Origin of the sequence: Scandinavium lactucae, from assembly GCF_033843265.1 — a bacterium.
Classification (GTDB): Bacteria; Pseudomonadota; Gammaproteobacteria; order Enterobacterales; family Enterobacteriaceae; genus Scandinavium; species Scandinavium lactucae.
Genome location: NZ_JAWXRD010000027.1, coordinates 120,862 through 143,214, shown reverse-complemented (window position 1 = coordinate 143,214; position 22,353 = coordinate 120,862). Strand labels below are relative to the sequence as shown.

Below are 22,353 nucleotides of genomic sequence, written 5' to 3'. Positions count from 1 at the left end.
ATGGCCCATAACGGGCCATTCTCATTTTAGGCGTTCTAGCGTAAATCCATCTTGATGGTCACGTTGCCTTCGAATTTCCCCGGCTCCGGTTTTTTGTTGGTGGTACTGACCGGGGCAGCCTTCAGGTGGATGCTGCCGTTGCCGTCGCTGTCCAGCGGCACGTCAAAATCTACCGTCCCATCCAGAATGACACTCTTGCTGTTTTCATCAAACATGCGCACGCCAAGGTCATCTCTGTCGAGCATTTTAGCGATAACCCGGTTGTCCGTGTCGCTGACGCCCTGATCGGCGGTGAGCGATAAGCGTATCTTGTTGCTATTGCTGACGGCGGGTGCATCGCAGTGATAATCGATGTCGACGTTTTTCAGCGTATACCCGGCAGGTGGCTGCCCTTGCGCGATAAATTGTGAGCTGACGATGTTACCCATTTCGATTTCAATCGTGCTGCCAGCATTAATCGTGCAACTGAGCGGGGCAGTGATGGTGCCGCCGAGTGAGATTGTAGAAACCTGCGTGGCATTCGTAGAATCACAGCCGGTGCCTGTGCCAAAAGAGAGGCAGGCAAAGTTCTCGACAACGGTCCGCTGTGGGATGACTTCTTCACCGAGAATAGGTTTTTTGATATACAACTTCATTGAAATTACATTCCATCGAAACTGGCGCTTGTTCGTCGCGCCGCCTTCCGGACGGCTTTCGTCACTGCACACGCTCGCAGTTCCCTCGGTAGAGTTGAAGGACTCCCTCGTGGTGGGCCTATTGGCGGGGCTGGTAGGGTATTCATTAATGTCAAGTTCCAGCAAACCGTTACCGCCAGGGCTGTTAATGGCGTCGCTATAACCGGAAATATCAACATCAACACGATCTGTCAAAGAACCGTAGCCGCTAATTCCAGGCGGCAACGGGCTTCCCGCTGCGCTGAGTTCATCTATGCGCATTCCGCTTGCCAGATTCCTGGGGCATTGACAATTCGCTTCCATTGTCGTGAGGTCGCCAACCTGATGGTCGTGGTGATCAACGATCGATCCGGTGCGGTTCTCGTTGGTGGGTAACTCGTATTGGTATTCTATGTTATAAGCTATTGGCCCGGTAAAGCAGTTTTGCAGAACAGTAGCCGCAGCCATCGCATAACCGGCCGGGAAAACGAGACATCCGGTAAAAATAAAGAAAAGAACGGATTTATTTAACATGATTTTCGACCTGCTGACATAGGGCATTGAGCGTGCGGATGCCGGTTGGATTAGTCGGCGCGTCATCTGCATCAACGGTGGCATGGGCGACGCACTTTTGTTCAGGTGCATTGCCCCATTTTATGGTCAATCGACTAGCTTCCCCCATGCCTGCGAGATAAAGCGTGCTGGTGTCATCAACAATACCGGTCACACCCGTGATGTCGTCACTGGCAATCGCGCCAAATGGAACCGGGCTGTTTCCTGTACGCATGAGGTTGATCAGTACCCGGTAACCAATATGCGCCTCCAGAGTGGCGGCAACCGCCGCACTGCGACTCGGGATCGTTGTAATGGCGGTGTCGACCGGATCGACATCCTCTGGCAGGCTGGTGGTGTCCACACGAATGTTGTTGATCTGATACGGGCTAAGTGAGGGGATAATGGCATTGCCAAAGACGTCAGTCGTGATCCCGCGTTCATTCTGGAAGCGAATGCCTGAGGCTCCTTTGGCGTTGATAATGGCGAACGTATCGCCCACCGGTTGCGAAAGGGTGATGCCATGTGGATGCGCGACAATAGCACCACTTGCACCATAGCTGAGCTGATGGGAGTGGTCCGAAGAGGCGTAATAGCCCGTATTGAAATTGGCATACTGCGACTTATAGCTGCCGTAAACGCTACTACTGGTGTCGCCATCGTGATTACTGCGGCTCTGTTGTAAGGAATAGCTCAATCGCTGATCGTCGAGCAGCGTGCCGTTAACGCCCAGGTTCTGGCGCGTGTCACCATTTTTACTATTGCTTACGTTGTAGCTGGCCCAGCTATTCGGCAACCATCGACTGAGTGGAATGCTGACCCCGAAAGAGAGCATCTGGTCACTGGCACTGTCGTCCATTTTGCTGTACGTGTACGACAGATGATAGCTTGCGCCATAAATTGTGCGGCTGATTCCTGCCGACAGACTGCGTTCTTTCCGCCGCGTGTCCCAGTAATCCTGCTGATAGCCGCTTAAGTAGAGGCTGCTGCCCAGCACATTCTGACTAATGCTGACCTGCCAACGGTTATGTTTGTTGTAACGGAACTGCCAGTCATCTTCGTCGGCATCATAACGTTGGTTAGCATCGGCAAAGCTGTAATAGCCCTCTGATGAGTAGCGATAGCCCGCGAGGCTAAAGTTAGTATCAGTGCTGTCGATTTTCCCTGTGTACTGGAGACGCAGAGATTTCCCGGTGCTGCTTTCATCGTTATCCAGACGGGCGCGCGCCACGGTGATATCTGCAGAAATGGAACCCAGAGTTCCTAAGGCTATCCCGCTGCCCACGTTGGCGGCCAGGTAGTCTTCTGAGGTAGTGATGCCCCCATAAAGTGTGGCTACGTTGTTCAGCCCGTAGACGATGCTGCCCTGAGCGAACAGCGGCTCGTTAGCATTGGTTTCGCCATCGGCACGATAACGGGCGACGGTAGCTTCATATTTCATCTGACCAGGGCGCAGCATAAGACCAAGGCTGGAATAAGGTTGCGTAAATTTATGCTCCGTGCCATCAGCCTCTTTGATCGTTACTTCCAGATCGCCACTGTTGGTGGTCGAGTAAAGGTCTTTAATCTCAAAAGCCCCCGGCGCGACGTTGGCCTGATAAATCAGATATCCGTTTTGCCGAACAGAGATTTCAGCATTACTGGTTGCCATCCCGCGAATTATGGGGGCAAAACCACGCTGGCTATAAGGAAGCATCTCTTCGTCGGTAGCCAGATTTACCCCTTTGTACTGGATGCTGTCAAAAACATCGCCTCGGGTACTGCTTTCACCAGCAGTAAACTGAGCCTTTAGGATGTCGATATCGTGTGCAATCCAGGTATTGATGGCCTGCCATGTATTTGAATCTGTGGTTTTACTCCAGGTGGAGTAATTGCGTAAACGCCAGCCACCGAGGTTTGCACCGCTGCGCAGGTTCAGGTACTGGTTGTCTTCGGTGCTATCGTCGCTCTCGGTTTGCTGCGAGCCTGAAAAAGAGTAATCCGCAAAGGCGGTGGGTACGCCATCATCCCAACGAGAAGGATCGATGGTGTCGCGGGCTAAGGTGTCGATGGCAGCCTGCGGCATACTGATCTGCAACGTCATGCTATTAAAATCAAAGCTGGCCGAGGCGTCGGGAATAATTTCCCCCAGCGTGGAAATTAATGGCGTATTGCCGGGGTGTTGCGCAAGGCTTGGGAACGCATCAACGCGTATCCCCCACTTACGCAGCAGGTCTGGAGTGAGTTGCGGGACCAATACGCCGTCCGGACCGTTGATGTAGCTGATGCGTGTCTCTTCCAGCTTCTGTTGATTCAGCATAATAATGGAGGAGTAAGTTCCCGGCAGCTGCGCATTGCTCTTTGAAAACAATGAAAGGTCAACGTCCGGTTGCGACTGCGCATCCCCTTCAAGTGATGAAGGCGAAAAATAGTAGTCGCGAGCAGTGGCGTCGAACGCGGTCAACAGGAGTACGCCCGCAATCAGACCGCTCAAAGGTGAAAGCGCTACGGGCACCTGAAGGGGTAAAGGATGGCGTATGTCCATCATGCCGTTCGTTATCCTTAATTCAGCGCTGTGGAGAATTTTTCACCTGCATTACCGTAATCGGTAATGCAGCGCCAGCTCACGTTTTGCCCGTTGGCTGACGTCGGTAACGGAATAAGTACGCTGCTTTTAGGCGCAACCATGTCGGCTTTTTCTACCGCCGCGCTACCGAGATGCACGTTGTCGAAGATGCTGTAGAAGTCGCCATCATTGGTAACTTGTAGCGCAGCGCCCTGACGACTGAACCGCAATTTTTTGCAAGTTTCAGTGGTGGTGCCTGTTAAACCCTTCGGTCGCCAGAACATCTTCATGCGGGTTTTGTAGATAAGACGCAGGACATTTTTGTCCTCATCTTCTTTGGCGACGGCGGGAATAGTGCGTATGTTTATCCAGAACAGCGATTCTCTGTCGACGGGAAGCGTTGCTCCGGACCAGGCAATACGCAGGCTCTGTTCTTTTTGTGGGTCGAGTCTGAACAACGGTGGCGTCACAATGAAAGGACCACGCGTTTTACCATCGCCGGTGTCTGTCCATGATTGAATAAGCCACGGGAGCTCTTTTTCTTGATTAATCAGTGGAAGAGCGACTTCTTTTTTATCAGCGTTATAAATGATGCGGGTTCGTCCTACCTGAATGCCTGCCGCATGGCTGACAGACAGAAATAAAAGTGAAGCGCCCATTACACCGGCTATAAAAATACGCACGTTTGGGTTTCCTCTGATGCAGCGTTAGCTAGTGTTACAATGAAAAATAAACCAGGGGCTGCCTGGTTTATCAAGTGAAAAATATGTGGTGTTACTACATTAATATATAGATTGCAGTAATGTTGCTGGCGCGATATATCGCTGTCAGCGATAAACAATATTGACCGTCATGTCGGCATCTGCAGACCCTGCGGTAACGGTGGTGGAGAAAGATTTATAGCGAGCGTTAAATTCTGCTTGAACGTCATTGCCGACGACCGATGGCAGGTTGACATAAACCTGACCCTCAGCGCCATCAAAGGTCAAATACCGAGTATTTTCCGATTTCGGGGTGACGGCGACTCCTACCCCAGTTGCAGCGGCGGCACCAGCCGTCTTGATGGCACTTACTTCAAGCAGTGAAGTAGACCCGGTAAGGGCGGTGGAGCCAGTAAACGTCAGTTGAACCTGAGGCAGGCCATCGCTGCCAACAGGGCAATCGGCGAGTCTAATAGTGAACGGGACAAGATCTGATTCATCTCCGGGAGCTTTGAAAAGAGAGGTTGTATAGGTTCCTAAAGGAACGGTGCTATCGGTGCCGCTGTCGCCTTCAATCTCGCAGCTTGGCTCAATGATTTCACCCGTAAAATGGATGATGCCCGCATTCTCTTCAGCGGCATAGATGTTTTGGCTGGTCAGCGCTAATAAAGATGACAATACTATCGCTGATTTAGATATTGTATTCATAAAAATCCTTTTGTACGAAAGATTCATAAAATGTATAAATGAAAGCGGCGTCATTATAGAGCGGCAAATATTGTTTTGCACACTAAACAACATCATTAAATAAACTTAATTAAACATTGCTGCATGTTGAATGTGTTATTAATTTCACTCAATTAATATGTTTTATGAATGGATGAGCGTCATTTTTCCAGGTTGAAGTGGATGAGTTAAATTAGTTGTAAATGAAAAACACGTCCAAAATATATTAAGTGTAAAATTATTGCTTCGCGACAGATATTATCCTCTCCATTATCAAGGTTAAAAAGTCCGGAAAAAGACATTCTGTTTTAAGAGCCTTGAACAAAGGCAAACCGCCTAAAAAGCAGTGAATCGAGCGGCTTTTCCAGCCATTGGTTGACGGGGGCTCTGGCATGATGGCAGCACTCACCGTACCCGGGCAGGCAACGTGGCAGACGAAAGCGATAACGACGACAAAACAGAAGCCCCCACACCCCAACGGCTTGAAAAGGCGCGAGAAGAGGGGCAAATTCCGCGATCGCGCGAGCTGACCTCCTTCCTGATTTTACTGGTTGGCGTGTGTGTGCTGTGGTTTGGCGGCGAATCGCTGGCGCGTCGGCTGGCGAGTTTACTGTCGTCCGGGCTGCATTTCGACCACAGTATTGTCAACGATCCAAATCTTATCCTCGGGCAAATCATCCTGCTCATCAAACAGGCCATGCTGGCGTTGATGCCGCTAATTGTCGGGGTGGTGGCAGTGGCGATTCTTGGCCCGGTGATGCTGGGTGGGTTGGTGTTCAGCCCGAAATCGCTGGCCTTTAAGTTCGACAAGCTCAACCCGTTACCGGGGATTGGGCGTATGTTCTCCGCGCAGTCGGCGGCGGAACTGTTGAAGGCGGTCCTCAAATCAGTACTGGTCGGCTGCGTGGCCGGGATATTTGTCTGGGTACACTGGCCGGACATGATGCGCCTGATCAGCGAGTCACCGCTGACCGCAATGGGCAACGCCCTCAATCTGGTCGGGCTGTGTGCTTTACTGGTCGCGCTGGGCGTCATCCCGATGGTCGGTTTCGACGTCTTCTTCCAGATTTACAGCCACATCAAAAAATTACGCATGTCGCGCCAGGATATTCGCGATGAATTCAAGCAAAGCGAAGGCGATCCGCACGTGAAAGGGCGTATTCGTCAGATGCAACGTGCCGCCGCGCGCCGTCGAATGATGGCCGATGTGCCGAAAGCCGATGTCATTGTGACTAACCCAACGCATTACGCGGTCGCGTTAAAGTATGAAGAAAACAAAATGAGTGCGCCAAAGGTGGTAGCGAAGGGCGCAGGGCTTGTGGCGCTGCGTATTCGTGAACTGGGTGAAGAAAACCGTATCCCGGTTTTGCAGGCCCCCCCTTTGGCGCGTGCGCTGTATCGTCACGCTGAAATTGGGCAACAGATCCCCGGTACGCTGTATGCGGCCGTGGCTGAAGTATTGGCCTGGGTCTGGCAGCTTAAACGCTGGCGACTGGCGGGGGGCACGCCCCCGAAGAAACCTGATAATTTGCCGGTGCCTGAAGCACTGGATTTTTTGAACGAGAATGACACCGATGGCTAATTTAGTCGCAATGCTGCGTCTACCTGTAAACTTTAAATCGACCCAGTGGCAGGTGCTTGCCGGGCCGGTGCTTATCCTGCTTATTCTGTCGATGATGGTCTTGCCCTTGCCGGCCTTCGTCCTCGATCTGCTGTTTACCTTTAATATCGCGCTGTCGATCATGGTATTGCTGGTGGCAATGTTCACCCAGCGTACCCTTGAATTTGCTGCTTTCCCGACCATTCTGCTGTTCACGACGCTGCTGCGTCTGGCGCTGAACGTGGCATCAACCCGTATCATTTTAATGGAAGGGCACACCGGCGGCGCGGCGGCGGGGAAAGTGGTTGAGGCCTTTGGTCACTTTCTGGTGGGCGGCAATTTTGCCATCGGTATCGTGGTGTTCATCATCCTCGTTATCATCAACTTCATGGTTATCACCAAAGGTGCCGGACGTATCGCTGAAGTGGGGGCGCGTTTTGTCCTCGACGGGATGCCTGGCAAACAGATGGCGATCGACGCTGACCTCAACGCCGGGTTGATTGGTGAAGAAGATGCCAAACGCCGCCGCTCGGAGGTCACTCAGGAAGCTGATTTCTACGGCTCAATGGACGGTGCGAGTAAGTTCGTTCGCGGTGATGCCGTGGCCGGTATTCTGATCATGGTGATTAACGTCATTGGCGGTCTGCTGGTGGGCGTATTGCAGCATGGGTTGTCGCTCGATAAAGCTGCCGAATCCTACACGCTTCTGACCATCGGTGATGGCCTGGTGGCACAGATCCCGGCCCTGGTAATTTCAACCGCAGCGGGCGTGATCGTGACCCGTGTCGCCACCGATCAGGACGTTGGCGAGCAGATGGTCGGCCAGCTGTTCAGCAACCCTCGGGTGATGATGCTCAGCGCTGCGGTGCTAGGCCTGCTGGGCCTGGTGCCGGGCATGCCGAACTTCGTATTCCTGCTCTTTACCGCCGCATTGCTGAGCCTGGCCTGGTGGCTGCGGGGTCGTGAGCAACAGGCCCCAGCGGAAGCCGCGCCGGTGCGCCCCCAGGAAAATCCGCAGGCCATTGAAGCCACCTGGAACGACGTTCAGCTCGAAGATACGCTGGGTATGGAGGTTGGCTATCGGCTGATCCCGATGGTGGATTCCCAACAGGATGGCGAGCTGTTGGGCCGCATCCGTTCCATCCGGAAGAAATTTGCCCAGGAAATGGGTTTCCTGCCGCCGGTGGTTCACATTCGCGACAATATGGATTTACCGCCCGCCCGCTATCGTATCCTGCTTAAAGGCGTTGATATCGGCAGCGGAGATGCCTACCCGGGGCGCTGGCTGGCGATAAACCCTGGTACCGCAGCGGGGACGCTGCCGGGTGAGCCAACGGTCGATCCGGCGTTTGGCCTGGCCGCTATCTGGATTGAAAGTGCCCTGAAAGAGCAGGCCCAAATTCAGGGTTTTACCGTGGTTGAAGCGAGTACCGTGGTCGCCACGCATCTTAACCATCTGATCAGCCTGCATTCTGCGGAGCTGTTTGGTCGTCAGGAGGCACAGCAACTGCTTGACCGCGTGACTCAAGAGATGCCGAAACTGACCGAGGATCTGGTTCCGGGGGTGGTGAATCTGACCACGCTGCACAAAGTGCTGCAAAATCTGCTGGATGAAAAAGTGCCTATCCGCGATATGCGCACCATTCTGGAAACCCTGGCGGAACATGCCCCGGTACAGGCCGATCCGCATGAGCTCACCAACGTGGTGCGTGTGGCGCTGGGCCGGGCGATCACGCAGCAATGGTTCCCGGGCAACGGTGAAGTGCAGGTGATTGGTCTGGATACTCCTCTGGAACGTTTGTTGCTTCAGGCGCTGCAGAACGGCGGCGGACTGGAGCCGGGTCTTGCCGACCGACTGCTGGCACAAACTCAGGAGGCGTTGTCACGTCAGGAAATGCTTGGTGCACCACCGGTGCTGCTGGTGAATCATGCGCTGCGCCCGCTGCTGTCACGCTTCCTGCGCCGTAATCTGCCGCAGCTGGTCGTGCTGTCGAATCTTGAGCTGTCCGACAATCGCCAGATTCGGATGACCGCCACGATTGGAGGCAAGTAATGCGCCATCTTTTACTCCTGATATGGTTGCCGCTGTGCGTTCATGCGGCAGGGGAGGGAGCCTGGCAGGCCAGCAGTCGGGGTGTGATGCTCAGTCATCGGGGGGAATCGATGTCGTCTCCGCCGCTGGTGTCGTCTCAACCGGCTAGCGGGTTGGTGACGATGATTGCCTGGCGTTACACGCTGATTGGCCCGACGCCTGCCGGGCTAAGGGTACGCCTGTGCTCGCAAACCCGCTGTGTGGAACTGGATGGACAGAGCGGTAATACGTGGGGATTACAGAATACCCCCGCCTCAGAGCCGTTGCGTTTTGTCTGGGAAGTGCCGGGTGGCGGGCGTCTGATTCCGGCGCTCAACGTGCAGAGTAATCAGGTTATCGTCAACTACCGCTAAAACCCTTCCCCTGTTGGTTTTCTGCTGGCAGGGTCGCAATTTTGACCTCATCTTTTGAATCAATCAAAACGTTGTTTTATAAATCAGTGAAGCACGTACTCTGAGTCTTTGCATTTTTGCCATTCTGACAACGCAACTGGCAAAAACGAAAAGGTTTAACCGTTGGCATCGCTCTACTGTAGCCGTGTAAGGACATCCTCAGCACTACTGAGGCAGGTTTTTCCTGATAAAACACGGGATTTACGGAACATGAAAACACGTAAAATCGGCTTAGCAAATTATCTTGCCTACGGCTCGGGAGATTTTCTTGGCGCAGGTACCACCGCGCTGACCGCCGCATGGCTTTTGTACTTTTATACGACCTTCTGTGGACTTTCGCCTATTGAGGCCACCTTTATCTTCGCTGCGGCGAGGGTGGCTGATGCTGTTGTCAGCCCGTTAATGGGCTTCCTGACGGATAACTTCGGGTCGACCTGGCTTGGCAAAAGCTTTGGTCGACGTAAGTTCTTCATCATGCTTGGGATCCCCTGCGTGTTCAGCTACTCCTTCATGTGGGTAGGGGATATGGGATTCTGGTATTACCTGTTGACCTATCTGCTGTTTGATATCGTCTACACCATGATTCTGGTGCCGTACGAAACGTTGGTGCCGGAAATGACCGACGATTTCAAACAGAAAACCAAATTCTCTGGGGCGCGTATCGCGATGGCGCAGATGTCGGCGATTCTGGCGTCATTCCTGCCTGGCGTACTGCTGACTCATTTTGGCAAAGACAACGCGGTCTCATTCTTCTACGCAAGCCTGGTGTTCTCGGTCCTCTGTGCGCTGATGCTGACGTTCGTCTGGTTCTTCACTTGGGAACGTCCGCGTGAAAACTGGAGTGAAGCGGCGCTGCGTGCGGAAGAAGAAAAGAAACAGCTTTCGCTGGGCCAGAGTCTTAATCGCCTGATTATCGAGCTGAGTTCGACTCTGCGGATCAAGATTTTCCGCCAGCATTTGGGCATGTACCTTGGTGGCTACATTGCTCAGGACGTATTCAACGCGGTGTTCACCTATTACGTGGTGTTCGTGCTGATGCAGGAAGCCTCTTTCGCCTCCAACCTGATGGGCACCATGGCTATCTTCCAGTTCATTGCGGTTATTGCAATGATGCCGCTTTGCATTCGCTTCGGACCTGCGCCGTCGTACCGAATTGTGGTGGTGCTGTTCGGCCTGAGTTCGATTTCCTATGCCGTCCTGTACTACGCGGGCTTAAGCGACATCTGGAGCCTGATGTTGCTGCTTTCTGCGGTGGCAGGGCTTGGGCGTGGCGGTATCAACTACGTGCCGTGGAATACGTATACCTATATTGCCGATGTAGATGAAGTGATCACCGGTCAGCGCCGGGAAGGGATTTTCGCCGGGATCATGACGCTGACCCGTAAAGCCTCTCAGGCAGGTGCGGTGATGCTGGTCGGGATAATCATGCAGATGTCCGGTTTTGTCTCCGGACAGAAAGTGCAGCCTGAAGGTGTGAGTCATACCATTCTGCTTATTCTCAGCGTGGGTACCATTATGGTTCTGGCCTGTGGATTCCTGGTGTCGCTGCGCTTCAAGCTCAATTTGCAGACTCACAGCATCCTGCGGGAAGAGACCGCCAAAATGCGCGCCTCAGGACATGCGTTTGCCGAAGCTACCACTCCAGAGGCGAAAGCCACCGTTGAAATGCTAGCCGGTATGCCATTTGAGACGCTGTGGGGTAACAACAATATCGGTTATCTGAATCGCAATAAGCCAGCGGCACCGTCGCTGAAGCAGGATGCACCACTGAATTCGACGTATAACGGAGGTTTGTGAAATGAAAGTCTGGCCTGTCAAACATAGCCCATTACTGTGTCAACCTGAACGCTTCATCGCCCGGGACGAACTGAAGGCGCTGATCCAGAAAGTGACGCACAATATGGTCAATATCAAGGATGAAAGTGGTCAGTTTCTGCTGCGTCTCGACGACGGGCGCGTGATTGACACCAAAGGATGGGCGGGCTGGGAGTGGACGCACGGTGTGGGGCTGTACGGCATTCATCAGTATTTTCAGCAAACCGGCGATGCGCAGATGCGCGACATCATCGACAGTTGGTTTGCCGATCGCTTTGCCGAAGGGGCAACCACCAAAAACGTTAATACGATGGCCCCGTTCCTGACCCTTGCGTACCGCTACGAAGAGACGAGAAATCCGCAATATCTGCCGTGGCTGGAAAGCTGGGCGGAATGGGCGATGCATGACATGCCGCGCACGGAACATGGCGGGATGCAGCACATCACTCTGGCGGAGGAAAATCATCAGCAAATGTGGGATGACACGCTGATGATGACCGTGCTGCCGTTGGCTAAAATTGGTAAGTTGCTCAATCGACCTGAATACGTTGAGGAAGCGGTATATCAGTTCCTGCTGCACGTGCAAAACTTGATGGACCGCCAGACCGGGCTGTGGTTCCACGGCTGGAATTATGAAGGCAATCATAACTTTGCTAATGCACGCTGGGCGCGCGGTAACAGCTGGTTGACCATCGTTATCCCTGATTTCCTCGAGCTGGTGGATTTGCCTGAAAACAACGCCGTGCGTCGCTATCTGGTGCAGGTGCTGAATGCGCAGATCGCCGCGCTGGCGAAATGTCAGGATGACAGCGGCCTGTGGCATACGTTGCTCGACGATCCGCACTCTTATCTTGAAGCCTCGGCCACCGCCGGGTTTGCCTATGGCATTCTCAAGGCGGTACGCAAACGCTATGTGTCAGCGGACTACGCTGAAGTGGCGGAAAAAGCGATTCGCGGTATTGTGGCTAATATCTCGCCGGATGGCGAGCTGCTGCAAACCTCATTCGGCACCGGGATGGGCAGCAATCTGGAGTTCTACCGCCAGATCCCGCTGACCTCAATGCCGTATGGTCAGGCGATGGCGATTTTGTGCCTTGGAGAGTATCTGCGTATTTATCTGTGAGTCGATTATTGATGAGTCGAAGGGCCTGTCGCATCAGACAGGCCTGATTTCGTGGAGGAGCTCTAAAAATAAGAAGTAATATGTTGTCCAATTGATTATGCTCCGCACTCTCGCTTGCCCCCCACCAGGAAAATCCCTTGTCCATTTCGCCCACGTCCCGCATCGCTGCCAGCAGTGTGGTGGAGTCCGGGGCTGTTATTGGTGCGTTCGTCAGCATCGGCCCGTTTTGTGTTATTACCGCAGGTGTTGTGATCGGTGAAGGAACCCAGGTCGGGGCCTGTTCGGTGATTACCGGCCTAACGACCATAGGCCGCGACAATATCTTTGGTCAGTATGCTTCCATTGGTGACGTAAATCAGGATCTGAAATACGCCAACGAACCCACCACGCTGGTGATTGGCGACCGTAATCAAATTGGTAAAAATGCCACCCTTCATCGCGGTACGGTGCAGGGACTCAGTTCGACGATCGTTGGCGATGATAATCGCTTCTTCAATAGCGTGCATATTGGTCACGACTGCGTGGTGGGTAACAGGACGAGGATTGGCGATAACAGCGGCCTGGCTGGGCACGTTGAACTTAATGACGATGCGCAGGTGGGCTTTATGTGTGCCATTCATCAGTTCTGCGTGTTAGGCAGTGGTGCCCGGATCCTCGATCAGGCCGGAGTGGTTCAGGATGTTCCGCCCTTCGTAATAGCAGGAGGCAATCATGCGAAACCGAGGGGCGTTAATGTTGAGTCGAGTGTGTTTCTGGCGCTAGATGCAGCGCAGCAGAATCTTATTCATGAACTGTATCAGCGTTTATACCATCAGGCGCTGGCCATTGACGACGTCAAAAGCGCGTTGCAAATGCGGGGAAGTGATTTACCTGTGGCGGCGCTTTATGCGCGATTCTTTTCGCGTTCGCGGCGGGGAATTGTTCGCTAATACGAGTGAAGCAAGGCTCGCCACCGGGCGTGACGAGCCGTTTGCGATTACATCCGCTCTACGGTTTCAATACCCAGCGTATCCAGACCCAGCTTCAGTGTTTTCGAGGTCAGCAACGCCAGTTTCAGGCGGCTGTTACGAATCTCTTCGCTGTCAGCGGTAAGGATAGGGCAGTGCTCGTAGAAGCCTGAGAACAGGCCTGCGAGGTCATACAGGTAAGCGCACATCACATGTGGCGTTCCTTCCCGAGCGACCACGTTCAGGGTTTCTTCAAACTGCAGCAGACGCGCCGCCAACTGGGCTTCACGATCTTCGTTAATCACCACCGGGGCATTAACGATAGCGTTCTCGTCGAGGTCGGCTTTACGGAACACGGACAGCACGCGGGTGTACGCATACTGCATATACGGCGCAGTGTTGCCTTCGAACGCCAGCATGTTGTCCCAGTCGAAGACGTAATCAGTGGTGCGGTTTTTGGAGAGGTCCGCGTATTTCACCGCACCAATACCGACGGTATTGGCCAGTTTTTCCAGCTCGTCCGCAGGCATATCCGGGTTCTTTTCCGCCACCAGGCGACGGGCGCGTTCCAGCGCTTCGTCCAGCAGATCGGCCAGTTTAACGGTGCCACCGGCGCGGGTTTTAAACGGCTTGCCGTCTTTACCCAGCATCATGCCAAACATGTGATGCTCCAACGGTACGGAATCTGGCACATATCCCGCTTTGCGCACGATGGTCCACGCCTGCATCAGGTGCTGATGCTGACGGGAATCGATGTAATACAGCACGCGGTCAGCATGGAGGGTTTCGTACCGGTATTTCGCGCAGGCGATATCGGTAGTGGTGTAGAGATAGCCGCCATCCTTTTTCTGGATGATGACGCCCATCGGGTCACCTTCCTTGTTTTTGTACTCATCAAGGAATACCACGGTCGCGCCTTCGCTCTCAGTCGCCAGACCTTTGGCTTTCAGGTCTGCCACGATGCCCGGCAGCATCGGGTTATACAGGCTCTCACCCATCACGTCGTCGCGAGTCAGGGTCACGTTCAGGCGGTTGTAGGTTATCTGGTTCTGCGCCATGGTGATGTCGACCAGCTTGCGCCACATCTCGAGGAAGTACGCGTCGCCGCCCTGCAGTTTGACCACATAGCTGCGTGCGCGCTCGGCGAAGGCTTCGTCTGAGTCGTAATGCTGCTTCGCCTGGCGATAGAAGCCTTCGAGGTCAGCCAGCGCCATTTCACCCGCGTTTTCCTGCTGCTGTTTTTCCAGATAGGCAATCAGCATCCCGAACTGGGTACCCCAGTCGCCGACGTGGTTGGCCCGGATAACCTTATGACCGAGAAACTCCAGGGTACGCACTGCGGCATCACCGATAATGGTGGAGCGCAGGTGGCCGACGTGCATCTCTTTCGCCACGTTTGGCGCGGAGTAGTCGACAACCACGGTCTGCGTTTCAGGCTGCGCCACGCCGAGACGGTCAGATTTCAGTGCATCGTTCACACCCTGCGCCAGAAACGCCGGGTCGAGGAAGATGTTGATAAAGCCAGGACCGGCGATTTCGACTTTATTCGCGATGCCGTCGAGGCTCAGATGAGACAGTACCTGCTCTGCAAGTTGTCGCGGCGCTATGCCCAGTTTTTTCGCAACTGCCATCACGCCGTTGGCCTGATAGTCACCAAACTGTACTTTTGCTGACTGACGAACCTGTGGTTCGCAATCGGCAGGTGCGCCTGCCGCAATCAGTGCCTGACTGACTTTTTCTGAGAGAAGAGCCTGAATATTCACCGGAATACCTTACGTTAATGGCGCTGCGCGGTTGCCAGGGCAACGCCGAAAATGAGAACAAATTAAGCCAGCCAGTATACTGCATTTGCGACGGGCCGTCAGCCCTGCAACGGCGCGTTAATCAGCAGTTGGTTGCGGCGTGCCAACAGGGTAAATTAACGGCCAGCAAAAACCGGGCCGAGGGCGAAAAAGTGAACTGGAAAACCAACCAAGCATTACAGGATATCGTAGCGGACTTGCCGCGTTTCACGCAGGCGTTAACTGAACTGGCTGACCGCCTGGGTCTGGACATCGCCCCTCTCGACGCTGACCATATTTCACTGCGCTGCCATCAGAATGCCACCGCAGAGCGCTGGCGGCAGGGCTTTGAACAGTGCGGTGAATTGCTCTCCGAGAACATCATCAACGGGCGGCCGATTTGCCTGTTCAAACTGCACGAACCGGTGTGCGTCGCACACTGGCAGTTTAGCGTGGTGGAGTTACCGTGGCCGGGTGAAAAACGCTACCCGCACGAGGGCTGGGAACATATCGAAATTGTGCTGCCGGGCGAGACGGAGACGCTGAGTGCCCGCGCGCTGGCACTGTTATCCGATGACGGCTTGAGCCAGCCAGGTATTTTTGTCAAAACCAGTTCGCCGAAGGGCGAGCGCGAACGATTGCCAAACCCGACCCTGGCGGTTACGGATGGCAAAGTGACCATCAAATTCCATCCCTGGACCCTTGAGGAAATTGTGGCGAGTGAAGCGGATGACACAACAATGTGAGCTTGCCCGGGAATCGATTTTTACGACTGTGTCATCATGTTGCACCCGAATGATAAGGAGAAAGTAATGGCTTTGCTGGAAGTGTGCTGTTACAGCATGGAATGTGCGCGAGAAGCGCAGCAAAACGGTGCCGACCGAATCGAACTGTGTGCCGCGCCGCTGGAAGGCGGCTTAACACCTTCCATTGGCGTGCTGAAATCCGCTCGTCAGCAGGTGAGTATTCCGGTGCATCCGATTATTCGCCCGCGTGGTGGGGATTTTTGCTACACCGACGGTGAGTTTGCGGCGATGCTGGACGATGTTTACACCGTACGCGATCTGGGCTTTCCGGGGCTGGTCATCGGTATCCTCGACGCGAACGGTAAAGTCGATATGCCGCGGATGCGGCAGATTATGGCAGCGGCCGGTTCGCTGGCAGTGACTTTCCATCGGGCATTTGATATGTGCGCCGATCCCCTTCAGGCGTTTGATAACCTTGCTGAACTTGGCGTGGCGCGCATTCTTACCTCCGGCCAGCAGCAAACGGCAGAAAAAGGACTTTCACTTCTTCGGGAACTAATTAGCCGCCGCGATGTTCCAATCATTATGGCCGGAGCAGGCGTGCGGGCAAACAACCTGGCGTTGTTTCTCGATGCGGGGATAAAAGAGCTTCACAGCTCCGCCGGACAATGGGTGCCATCGGTAATGCAATACCGAAACCCGGGCCTGTCGATGTCCACTGACCCGACGGCAGATGAATACTCACGATACGCTGTGAATGGCGCATCGGTAGCGGAGATGAAGGCGATCGTTAACCGTTACAGTTAATAGTGATTTTTACCGTGCATCATATCGCCCAATGTGATGCGTATTTGTACCAGGCCCCTGCCTTTTAAACAGGGGCCTCTTTTTTATCCTTCCTTCAGCCTGGCTTACTCGCCATTTTGTCCCCGGGAAGTGCTCGGTCTCCTCACGTACTAAGTGTACGCTCCGGGACCTGCGCGCTTGCCGGGAACAAACTGACTTCGACGCCGACGGCTTGGCTCCGCTGAACCTGAAAGAGCGCTCTACGGCTTTTTCGCAATCAGCACGGCACGCAGCGGGGCAGGGTAGCCTTCGATGGTTTTGCTGCTGTCGTTCGGGTCGAGAAACTCGGCCAGCGATTCGGTGGTCATCCACTCGGTGCGGCGCTGTTCTTCGGTGCTGGTCAGGTTCATATCGACAATGCGCACGTCAACGAACCCGCATTTTTCCAGCCACTGCTTAAGGGCAGGAGCGGACGGGATAAAGTAGACATTACGCATTTGCGCGTAGCGATCGCCAGGCACCAGAACCGTGTTCTCATCACCTTCTACGACCAATGTTTCCAGCACTAATTCGCCTTCGCTGACCAACTGATCTTTTAGCTGCCAGAGGTGCTCCAGCGGTGAACGGCGATGGTAGAGCACGCCCATCGAAAACACGGTATCGAACGCGTTGAGCACCGGCATTTGTTCGATGCCGAGCGGTAGCAGATGCGCGCGCTGATCGTTGCCGAGCAGTTTGCGTACCGCTTCAAACTGGCACAGGAACAGCTGTGTTGGATCGATGCCGACCGCCAGCTTCGCGCCCGCACCAATCATGCGCCACATGTGATAACCACTGCCGCAGCCGACGTCGAGAATGGTACGGCCGGTCAAATCGGACAGATGCGGCAGGACACGATCCCATTTCCAGTCAGAGCGCCACTCGGTGTCGATGTTTACGCCATACAGCGAAAACGGCCCTTTGCGCCACGGCATCAGGTTACGCAACAGCTTGTCGATGCGGGTCGTCGGGCCTTCGCCCAGCGGCTCTTCACTCTCAGCGGTGACGCTGTGCAGCAGATCAAGCTTCCACGGCTGTAACTCCGGCATGAATTCGACCGCGCGTGACCACTGTTTAAACTGACCGTGCAGGGCTTCACGCTGCCAGGCACCAATTTGCGCTGGCAGCGTTTCCAGCCAGCGGGAGAGCAGCGGATCTTTCGCAATCAACTGATAAAAATTGCCAAACTCGATCATTCGTCTACCCCGGCTTTCAGGGCGACCAGTGAGCCGAAGTTGAAACACTGGAACCACAGTTCGCTATGCGCAAAACCGGCGGCGTGCAGACGCGCTTTATGGGTTTCGACCGAATCGGTAAGCATTACGTTTTCCAGCATGCTGCGCTTCTGGCTGATCTCCAGCTCGCTGTAGCCGTTGGCGCGCTTAAAGTCATGATGCATGTTGAACAACAGTTCGCCGACTTTGTTATCTTCGAAGCTGAATTTTTCTGACAGCACCAACGCGCCGCCCGGGTTCAACCCTTGATGAATTTTCTCCAGCAGCGCCTGACGTTCCGGCGGCTCGATAAACTGCATCGTGAAGTTGAGCACCACCATTGAGGCATTCTCGATGTGAATATCGCGAATATCACCTTCGATGATTTCTACCGGCGTCGGGGCTTTGTAAGCGTCGATATGACGACGGCAGCGCTCAACCATCGCCGGGGAGTTGTCCACCCCGATGATTTTACAGCCTTCCTGCACGATATTACGGCGAATGGAAAGGGTAGCTGCGCCTAGCGAACACCCGAGGTCATACACCTGAGTGTTGGGCTGTACAAAGCGCTCCGCCAGCATGCCAATCATCGAAATGATATTGGAGTAACCAGGCACTGAACGCTGGATCATGTCGGGGAATACTTCTGCTACCCGTTCATCAAAGGTCCAGTCGCCCAGGCTTGCGATCGGAGCAGAAAAAAGCGTGTCGCGATGGGGCATAACGTGATTCCAGAAAATAAAAAACGGCGTATTGTGCGCTAACGCAGGGAGAAAACCAACTCCCAGGGCAGATACCAGAGGTTAGCCAGCACCATTAGCACCAATGAACACCAGGTGGCGCTCATCGCCGAGCGACGCCAGCTAAACAGGCGATGGTGAAAACCGTAGTAGTGCATCAGGCGTCCGGCAATCAACATCAGACCGCACAGATGAACCATCCATGTTTGCGCCCCGTTCATCTCCATAAACAGCAGCAGTAGCAAACCGATGGGGATGTACTCCACCGCATTGCCGTGAATACGGATGGCGCTTTGAAGTTCGTTGAATCCGCCGTCGCCATAGGCCACGCGGTACTGCATTCGCAGGCGAACCACATCGAAAGAAAACTTAATTAACAATAATGCACCCAGCACGACATACAGCGCGCTAACCATACAAACTCCATTTTGAATTATGCAGAGTATCGACCCGCTAATAGCACTCACTATGCGAGGAAGGATAACTCAAAATAGAGAAGTTTGCTGCGGGATGGCGGGGGGAGGGCCGATGTCCGGAATTGCCGCATGCAGGTCATGCCATAAGGCATCAACCAGTTCAGGAGCCTGGGCGATATCGGGCGTATGCAGGAAAAGATACGGGGTGGTGGTCTGCACCCATTGCGGCAATGCTTTGAGCCACACGGTAAACAATTCGCGATTTTGTGTCATATTATCGCTACCGATAAACCGCACCATCGGCTGGCTGGCGGTCACCACCGCATGCACCGGAACTTTGGGCTTTTTGCGCTGTGCATCGATTATCGCTTCGCTATGAGGAATGGCGCTGTGCACCGGACGGCTGTCCAGAATCACGCGATTCACACCGCGTTCATACAGCCCGCGGTTCAGCTGTTTTTCCTCTTCGCCTTTGGCAAAAAAGAGAGGGTGACGGACTTCGACCCCATAGGAAAAGCCATCCGGCAGATGGTCGAGAAAATGCCACAGAGCAGGCAGGTCCGCGGGGGAAAACGTCGCGGGCAATTGCAGCCAGTATTGGCCAATACGCGGGGCCAGCGGATCCATGCGTTCGAAGAATTCTGCCGTCAAGTCATCGCAGTGACGAAGCGCCGCCTGATGGCTGATGGTGGCCGGAAATTTGAAGCAGAAACGAAATTCATCGCTGGTTTGTGCCTGCCATCGCTGCACGATTTCGGCTCTGGGAAGCGCATAGAGCGTGGTATTGCCTTCCACACAGTTGAAGTGGCGGGCATAGTCTTCAAGACTTGTTATGCCAAGGCGCACCCATTTAGGGTGCGACCACTGGGGTAAACCAACATAGATCATATTGCCGCGAGGATCTCCTCGGTGCTACGAATGCGGGCAATGCGGGGGAATATGTTGGTCATGCTGCCCTGGTGCTGTTCGGCGTTGGCGGCGCTGCACGCATCTTCGGCGATAACCAGATTGAAACCCAGTTCCCAGGCATTACGGGCGGTAGACTCCACGCCAATATTGGTAGAGATGCCACACAGAATGATGGTATCAATCCCGCGACGGCGCAGCTGCAATTCCAGCTCGGTGCCGTAAAACGCGCCCCACTGGCGTTTGGTGACTTCAATGTCGGTCTCTTTTTTGCCCAGCGCAGGTGGATAGGTCATCCAGTTTTCTGGCAGTTGGTGTGCAGGCATCTGGGCATCGACCAGGGTGTTAACGGCATCGCCACCATCGGCAGACCAGCCAACGCGAACCATGACAACGGGTGAACCTTGCTCGCGACATTTGGCAGCCAGCTTCGCCGCTTTGGCCACGACGTCAGCGGCAGCGTGCGGCCCGCCCGCGAAGGGCAGAATGCCTTCCTGCAAGTCGATAACCACCAGTGCCGTTTTGTGTGCGTTTAATTCCAACATATTTATCCCCGTTAAATCACATAATTAGGTGGCTAACAATACGCTGAGTCAGGGTGGGCGCGCGTCACAAATTTTGTTAATTTTTGTGAGTCCCCGCAACAAGCGTACAGCAAACGTGCGCCTGGTGCGCGACGGGCTTATCGTACGGCAGAATTTCCAGTATAATAGCCCCCTTTTTTCATCCAGTTGTGACATTCAGCTAAAGCTGCGACAAGTGTGCCTGCGGCTAAGTTTAAGGGAACTCTCATGCGTACAGAATATTGCGGGCAGCTGCGTCAGTCCCACGTTGGGCAGCAGGTGACTCTGTGTGGTTGGGTCAACCGCCGCCGTGACCTCGGCAGCCTTATCTTCATTGATATGCGTGACCGCGAAGGCATCGTGCAGGTCTTTTTCGATCCGGATCGTGCAGAGGCCTTAAAGCTGGCTTCCGAACTGCGCAACGAGTTTTGCATTCAAATTACCGGCACCGTGCGTGCGCGTGACGCCAAAAACGTCAACAGCGACATGCCGACCGGCGAAATCGAAGTGTTGGCATCCGACCTGGTTATCATCAACCGTTCAGAATCCCTGCCGCTTGATTCCAACCACGTCAACACCGAAGAAGCGCGGCTGAAGTACCGCTATCTTGACCTGCGTCGCCCGGAAATGGCGAACCGCCTGAAAACTCGCGCCAAAATTACCAGCTTCGTGCGTCGTTTTATGGATGACCACGGTTTCCTCGATATCGAAACCCCGATGCTGACCAAAGCCACGCCGGAAGGCGCGCGTGACTACCTGGTCCCGAGCCGTGTGCATAAAGGTAAGTTCTACGCACTGCCACAGTCTCCTCAGCTGTTCAAACAGTTGCTGATGATGTCCGGTTTCGATCGCTACTATCAGATTGTTAAATGCTTCCGCGACGAAGACCTGCGTGCTGACCGTCAGCCAGAATTTACCCAGATCGACGTAGAAACCTCCTTCATGACTGCGCCTCAGGTGCGTGAAGTGATGGAAGCGCTGGTACGTCAGCTGTGGCTGGAAATTAAAGGTGTGGATCTGGGCGACTTCCCAATCATGACCTTCGCCGAAGCTGAACGTCGTTATGGTTCCGATAAGCCAGATCTGCGTAACCCGATGGAATTGGTCGACGTAGCGGACCTGGTGAAAGGCGTTGAGTTTGCGGTGTTTGCAGGCCCGGCTAACGATGCCAAAGGCCGCGTTGCCGCGCTGCGCGTTCCGGGCGGTGCTGCCCTGAGCCGTAAGCAAATCGACGACTACGGTAATTTCATCAAAATTTATGGCGCGAAAGGTCTGGCTTACATCAAAGTCACCGAACGCGCGAAAGGCCTGGAGGGTATCACCAGCCCGGTCGCGAAATTCCTCAACGCTGATATCGTAGAAGCCATCCTCGCCCGTACCGGTGCGCAAGACGGCGACATGATTTTCTTCGGCGCTGATAACAAGAAAGTGGTCGCTGACGCAATGGGCGCGCTGCGTCTGAAATTGGGTAAAGACCTGAGTCTGACCGACGAAGCCAAATGGGCACCGCTGTGGGTGGTCGACTTCCCAATGTTTGAAGATGACGGTGAAGGCGGTCTGACCGCAATGCACCATCCGTTCACCTCGCCGAAAGATATGTCTGCCAGCGAGCTGAAAGCCGCCCCGGAAGAGGCTGTGGCGAATGCCTACGACATGGTTATTAACGGCTATGAAGTCGGCGGCGGTTCCGTGCGTATTCACAGCGGTGAGATGCAGCAGACCGTATTCGGCATTCTGGGCATCAACGAACAGGAACAGCGCGAGAAATTCGGCTTCCTGCTCGATGCCCTGAAATATGGCACGCCGCCGCACGCTGGCCTGGCATTTGGTCTGGACCGTTTGACCATGCTGCTGACCGGCACCGATAACATCCGTGACGTTATCGCCTTCCCGAAAACCACCGCTGCGGCGTGCCTGATGACCGAAGCCCCAAGCTTCGCTAATCCGGCGTCTCTCGGCGAGCTGGGTATTCAGGTTGTGGCTAAAGAGCCAAAAGAGTCTGCGGAGAACAAGTAA

Annotated in this window: 19 protein-coding genes; 9 read left to right on the top strand and 10 right to left on the bottom strand. The window is 54.3% G+C overall.

All coding sequences use genetic code 11. The features are described from left to right. Positions 1-35: 35 nt before the first annotated feature. The 4 genes from SIK69_RS08690 to SIK69_RS08675 all read right to left on the bottom strand — a co-directional run bounded on the left by SIK69_RS08690 (position 36) and on the right by SIK69_RS08675 (position 5,159). The gene (locus SIK69_RS08690) at positions 36-1,187 is read right to left on the bottom strand and encodes a fimbrial protein (RefSeq protein WP_319785898.1); all 1,152 of its coding nucleotides are present in this window, start codon (positions 1,185-1,187) and stop codon (positions 36-38) included. Then, complete coding sequence (locus SIK69_RS08685; protein ID WP_319785897.1) at positions 1,177-3,732, bottom strand: fimbria/pilus outer membrane usher protein; 2,556 nt, start codon at positions 3,730-3,732, stop codon at positions 1,177-1,179. The genes SIK69_RS08690 and SIK69_RS08685 overlap by 11 nt, the downstream gene beginning before the upstream one ends. Positions 3,733-3,746: 14 nt before the next feature. Next, complete coding sequence (locus SIK69_RS08680; protein ID WP_374941367.1) at positions 3,747-4,433, bottom strand: fimbrial biogenesis chaperone; 687 nt, start codon at positions 4,431-4,433, stop codon at positions 3,747-3,749. A 144-nt stretch (positions 4,434-4,577) separates the two neighbouring features. Further along, positions 4,578-5,159, bottom strand: a complete 582-nt coding sequence (locus SIK69_RS08675) for a fimbrial protein (RefSeq protein WP_319785896.1) — start codon at positions 5,157-5,159, stop codon at positions 4,578-4,580. Between the two features lie 445 nt (positions 5,160-5,604). Between SIK69_RS08675 and flhB the strand changes: the two genes are divergently transcribed. The 6 genes from flhB to lpxA all read left to right on the top strand — a co-directional run bounded on the left by flhB (position 5,605) and on the right by lpxA (position 13,128). Further along, positions 5,605-6,759 carry a flagellar biosynthesis protein FlhB gene (gene flhB / locus SIK69_RS08670; protein WP_319627825.1) on the top strand — a complete coding sequence of 385 codons (1,155 nt, stop codon included), beginning with the start codon at positions 5,605-5,607 and terminating at the stop codon, positions 6,757-6,759. After that, the gene (gene flhA / locus SIK69_RS08665) at positions 6,752-8,830 is read left to right on the top strand and encodes a flagellar biosynthesis protein FlhA (protein ID WP_319785895.1); all 2,079 of its coding nucleotides are present in this window, start codon (positions 6,752-6,754) and stop codon (positions 8,828-8,830) included. The genes flhB and flhA overlap by 8 nt, the downstream gene beginning before the upstream one ends. Then, positions 8,830-9,222, top strand: coding sequence for a flagellar protein FlhE (flhE, locus tag SIK69_RS08660; protein WP_319785894.1), 393 nt, complete (start codon positions 8,830-8,832; stop codon positions 9,220-9,222). The genes flhA and flhE overlap by 1 nt, the downstream gene beginning before the upstream one ends. Positions 9,223-9,471: 249 nt before the next feature. Next, on the top strand, positions 9,472-11,058 hold the full coding sequence (locus SIK69_RS08655) for an MFS transporter (RefSeq protein ID WP_319785893.1): 1,587 nt from the start codon (positions 9,472-9,474) through the stop codon (positions 11,056-11,058). 1 nt (position 11,059) lies between these two features. Next, positions 11,060-12,199 (top strand): beta-galactosidase BglB, encoded by a 1,140-nt coding sequence (gene bglB, locus SIK69_RS08650; RefSeq protein ID WP_319627829.1) that lies wholly within the window; start codon positions 11,060-11,062, stop codon positions 12,197-12,199. A gap of 137 nt (positions 12,200-12,336) precedes the next feature. Next, positions 12,337-13,128, top strand: a complete 792-nt coding sequence (lpxA, locus tag SIK69_RS08645) for an acyl-ACP--UDP-N-acetylglucosamine O-acyltransferase (protein WP_319627830.1) — start codon at positions 12,337-12,339, stop codon at positions 13,126-13,128. A gap of 47 nt (positions 13,129-13,175) precedes the next feature. Here lpxA and argS read toward each other — a convergent pair whose 3' ends face one another. Next, positions 13,176-14,909: an arginine--tRNA ligase gene (argS, locus tag SIK69_RS08640; RefSeq protein ID WP_319785892.1), complete on the bottom strand. Its 1,734-nt coding sequence runs from the start codon at positions 14,907-14,909 to the stop codon at positions 13,176-13,178. A 191-nt stretch (positions 14,910-15,100) separates the two neighbouring features. On the opposite strand from argS, the gene SIK69_RS08635 reads away from it, so the two are divergent. Continuing rightward, a complete protein-coding gene (locus SIK69_RS08635; protein WP_319627939.1) occupies positions 15,101-15,673 on the top strand; it encodes a VOC family protein in 573 nt (190 codons plus the stop codon). A 66-nt stretch (positions 15,674-15,739) separates the two neighbouring features. Then, entirely contained in the window at positions 15,740-16,480 is a 741-nt protein-coding gene (gene cutC, locus SIK69_RS08630; RefSeq protein ID WP_319627832.1) for a copper homeostasis protein CutC, read from the top strand. Between the two features lie 239 nt (positions 16,481-16,719). Here cutC and cmoB read toward each other — a convergent pair whose 3' ends face one another. The 5 genes from cmoB to SIK69_RS08605 form a co-directional block, all read right to left on the bottom strand. After that, on the bottom strand, positions 16,720-17,694 hold the full coding sequence (cmoB, locus tag SIK69_RS08625) for a tRNA 5-methoxyuridine(34)/uridine 5-oxyacetic acid(34) synthase CmoB (protein ID WP_319627833.1): 975 nt from the start codon (positions 17,692-17,694) through the stop codon (positions 16,720-16,722). Then, positions 17,691-18,434: a carboxy-S-adenosyl-L-methionine synthase CmoA gene (gene cmoA / locus SIK69_RS08620; RefSeq protein ID WP_319627834.1), complete on the bottom strand. Its 744-nt coding sequence runs from the start codon at positions 18,432-18,434 to the stop codon at positions 17,691-17,693. Before cmoA ends, cmoB begins: the two co-directional genes overlap by 4 nt. Before the next feature lie 38 nt (positions 18,435-18,472). Next, positions 18,473-18,868, bottom strand: coding sequence for an MAPEG family protein (locus tag SIK69_RS08615; RefSeq protein ID WP_319627835.1), 396 nt, complete (start codon positions 18,866-18,868; stop codon positions 18,473-18,475). A gap of 69 nt (positions 18,869-18,937) precedes the next feature. Beyond that, positions 18,938-19,756: a DUF72 domain-containing protein gene (locus tag SIK69_RS08610; protein ID WP_319785891.1), complete on the bottom strand. Its 819-nt coding sequence runs from the start codon at positions 19,754-19,756 to the stop codon at positions 18,938-18,940. Next, positions 19,753-20,319, bottom strand: a complete 567-nt coding sequence (locus SIK69_RS08605) for a hydrolase (RefSeq protein ID WP_319785890.1) — start codon at positions 20,317-20,319, stop codon at positions 19,753-19,755. The genes SIK69_RS08610 and SIK69_RS08605 overlap by 4 nt, the downstream gene beginning before the upstream one ends. 246 nt (positions 20,320-20,565) lie before the next feature. Between SIK69_RS08605 and aspS the strand changes: the two genes are divergently transcribed. Further along, complete coding sequence (gene aspS, locus SIK69_RS08600) at positions 20,566-22,353, top strand: aspartate--tRNA ligase (protein ID WP_319627838.1); 1,788 nt, start codon at positions 20,566-20,568, stop codon at positions 22,351-22,353.

What these genes read in the sequence shown, in the direction of transcription:
- SIK69_RS08690 (WP_319785898.1), bottom strand. Translation starts at nt 1,187, where the DNA reads ATGTTAAATAAATCCGTTCTTTTCTTTATTTTTACCGGATGTCTCGTT.
- SIK69_RS08685 (WP_319785897.1), bottom strand. Translation starts at nt 3,732, where the DNA reads ATGATGGACATACGCCATCCTTTACCCCTTCAGGTGCCCGTAGCGCTT.
- SIK69_RS08675 (WP_319785896.1), bottom strand. Translation starts at nt 5,159, where the DNA reads ATGAATACAATATCTAAATCAGCGATAGTATTGTCATCTTTATTAGCG.
- flhA (WP_319785895.1), top strand. Translation starts at nt 6,752, where the DNA reads ATGGCTAATTTAGTCGCAATGCTGCGTCTACCTGTAAACTTTAAATCG.
- flhE (WP_319785894.1), top strand. Translation starts at nt 8,830, where the DNA reads ATGCGCCATCTTTTACTCCTGATATGGTTGCCGCTGTGCGTTCATGCG.
- SIK69_RS08655 (WP_319785893.1), top strand. Translation starts at nt 9,472, where the DNA reads ATGAAAACACGTAAAATCGGCTTAGCAAATTATCTTGCCTACGGCTCG.
- bglB (WP_319627829.1), top strand. Translation starts at nt 11,060, where the DNA reads ATGAAAGTCTGGCCTGTCAAACATAGCCCATTACTGTGTCAACCTGAA.
- cutC (WP_319627832.1), top strand. Translation starts at nt 15,740, where the DNA reads ATGGCTTTGCTGGAAGTGTGCTGTTACAGCATGGAATGTGCGCGAGAA.
- cmoB (WP_319627833.1), bottom strand. Translation starts at nt 17,694, where the DNA reads ATGATCGAGTTTGGCAATTTTTATCAGTTGATTGCGAAAGATCCGCTG.
- cmoA (WP_319627834.1), bottom strand. Translation starts at nt 18,434, where the DNA reads ATGCCCCATCGCGACACGCTTTTTTCTGCTCCGATCGCAAGCCTGGGC.
- SIK69_RS08615 (WP_319627835.1), bottom strand. Translation starts at nt 18,868, where the DNA reads ATGGTTAGCGCGCTGTATGTCGTGCTGGGTGCATTATTGTTAATTAAG.
- SIK69_RS08610 (WP_319785891.1), bottom strand. Translation starts at nt 19,756, where the DNA reads ATGATCTATGTTGGTTTACCCCAGTGGTCGCACCCTAAATGGGTGCGC.
- SIK69_RS08605 (WP_319785890.1), bottom strand. Translation starts at nt 20,319, where the DNA reads ATGTTGGAATTAAACGCACACAAAACGGCACTGGTGGTTATCGACTTG.
- aspS (WP_319627838.1), top strand. Translation starts at nt 20,566, where the DNA reads ATGCGTACAGAATATTGCGGGCAGCTGCGTCAGTCCCACGTTGGGCAG.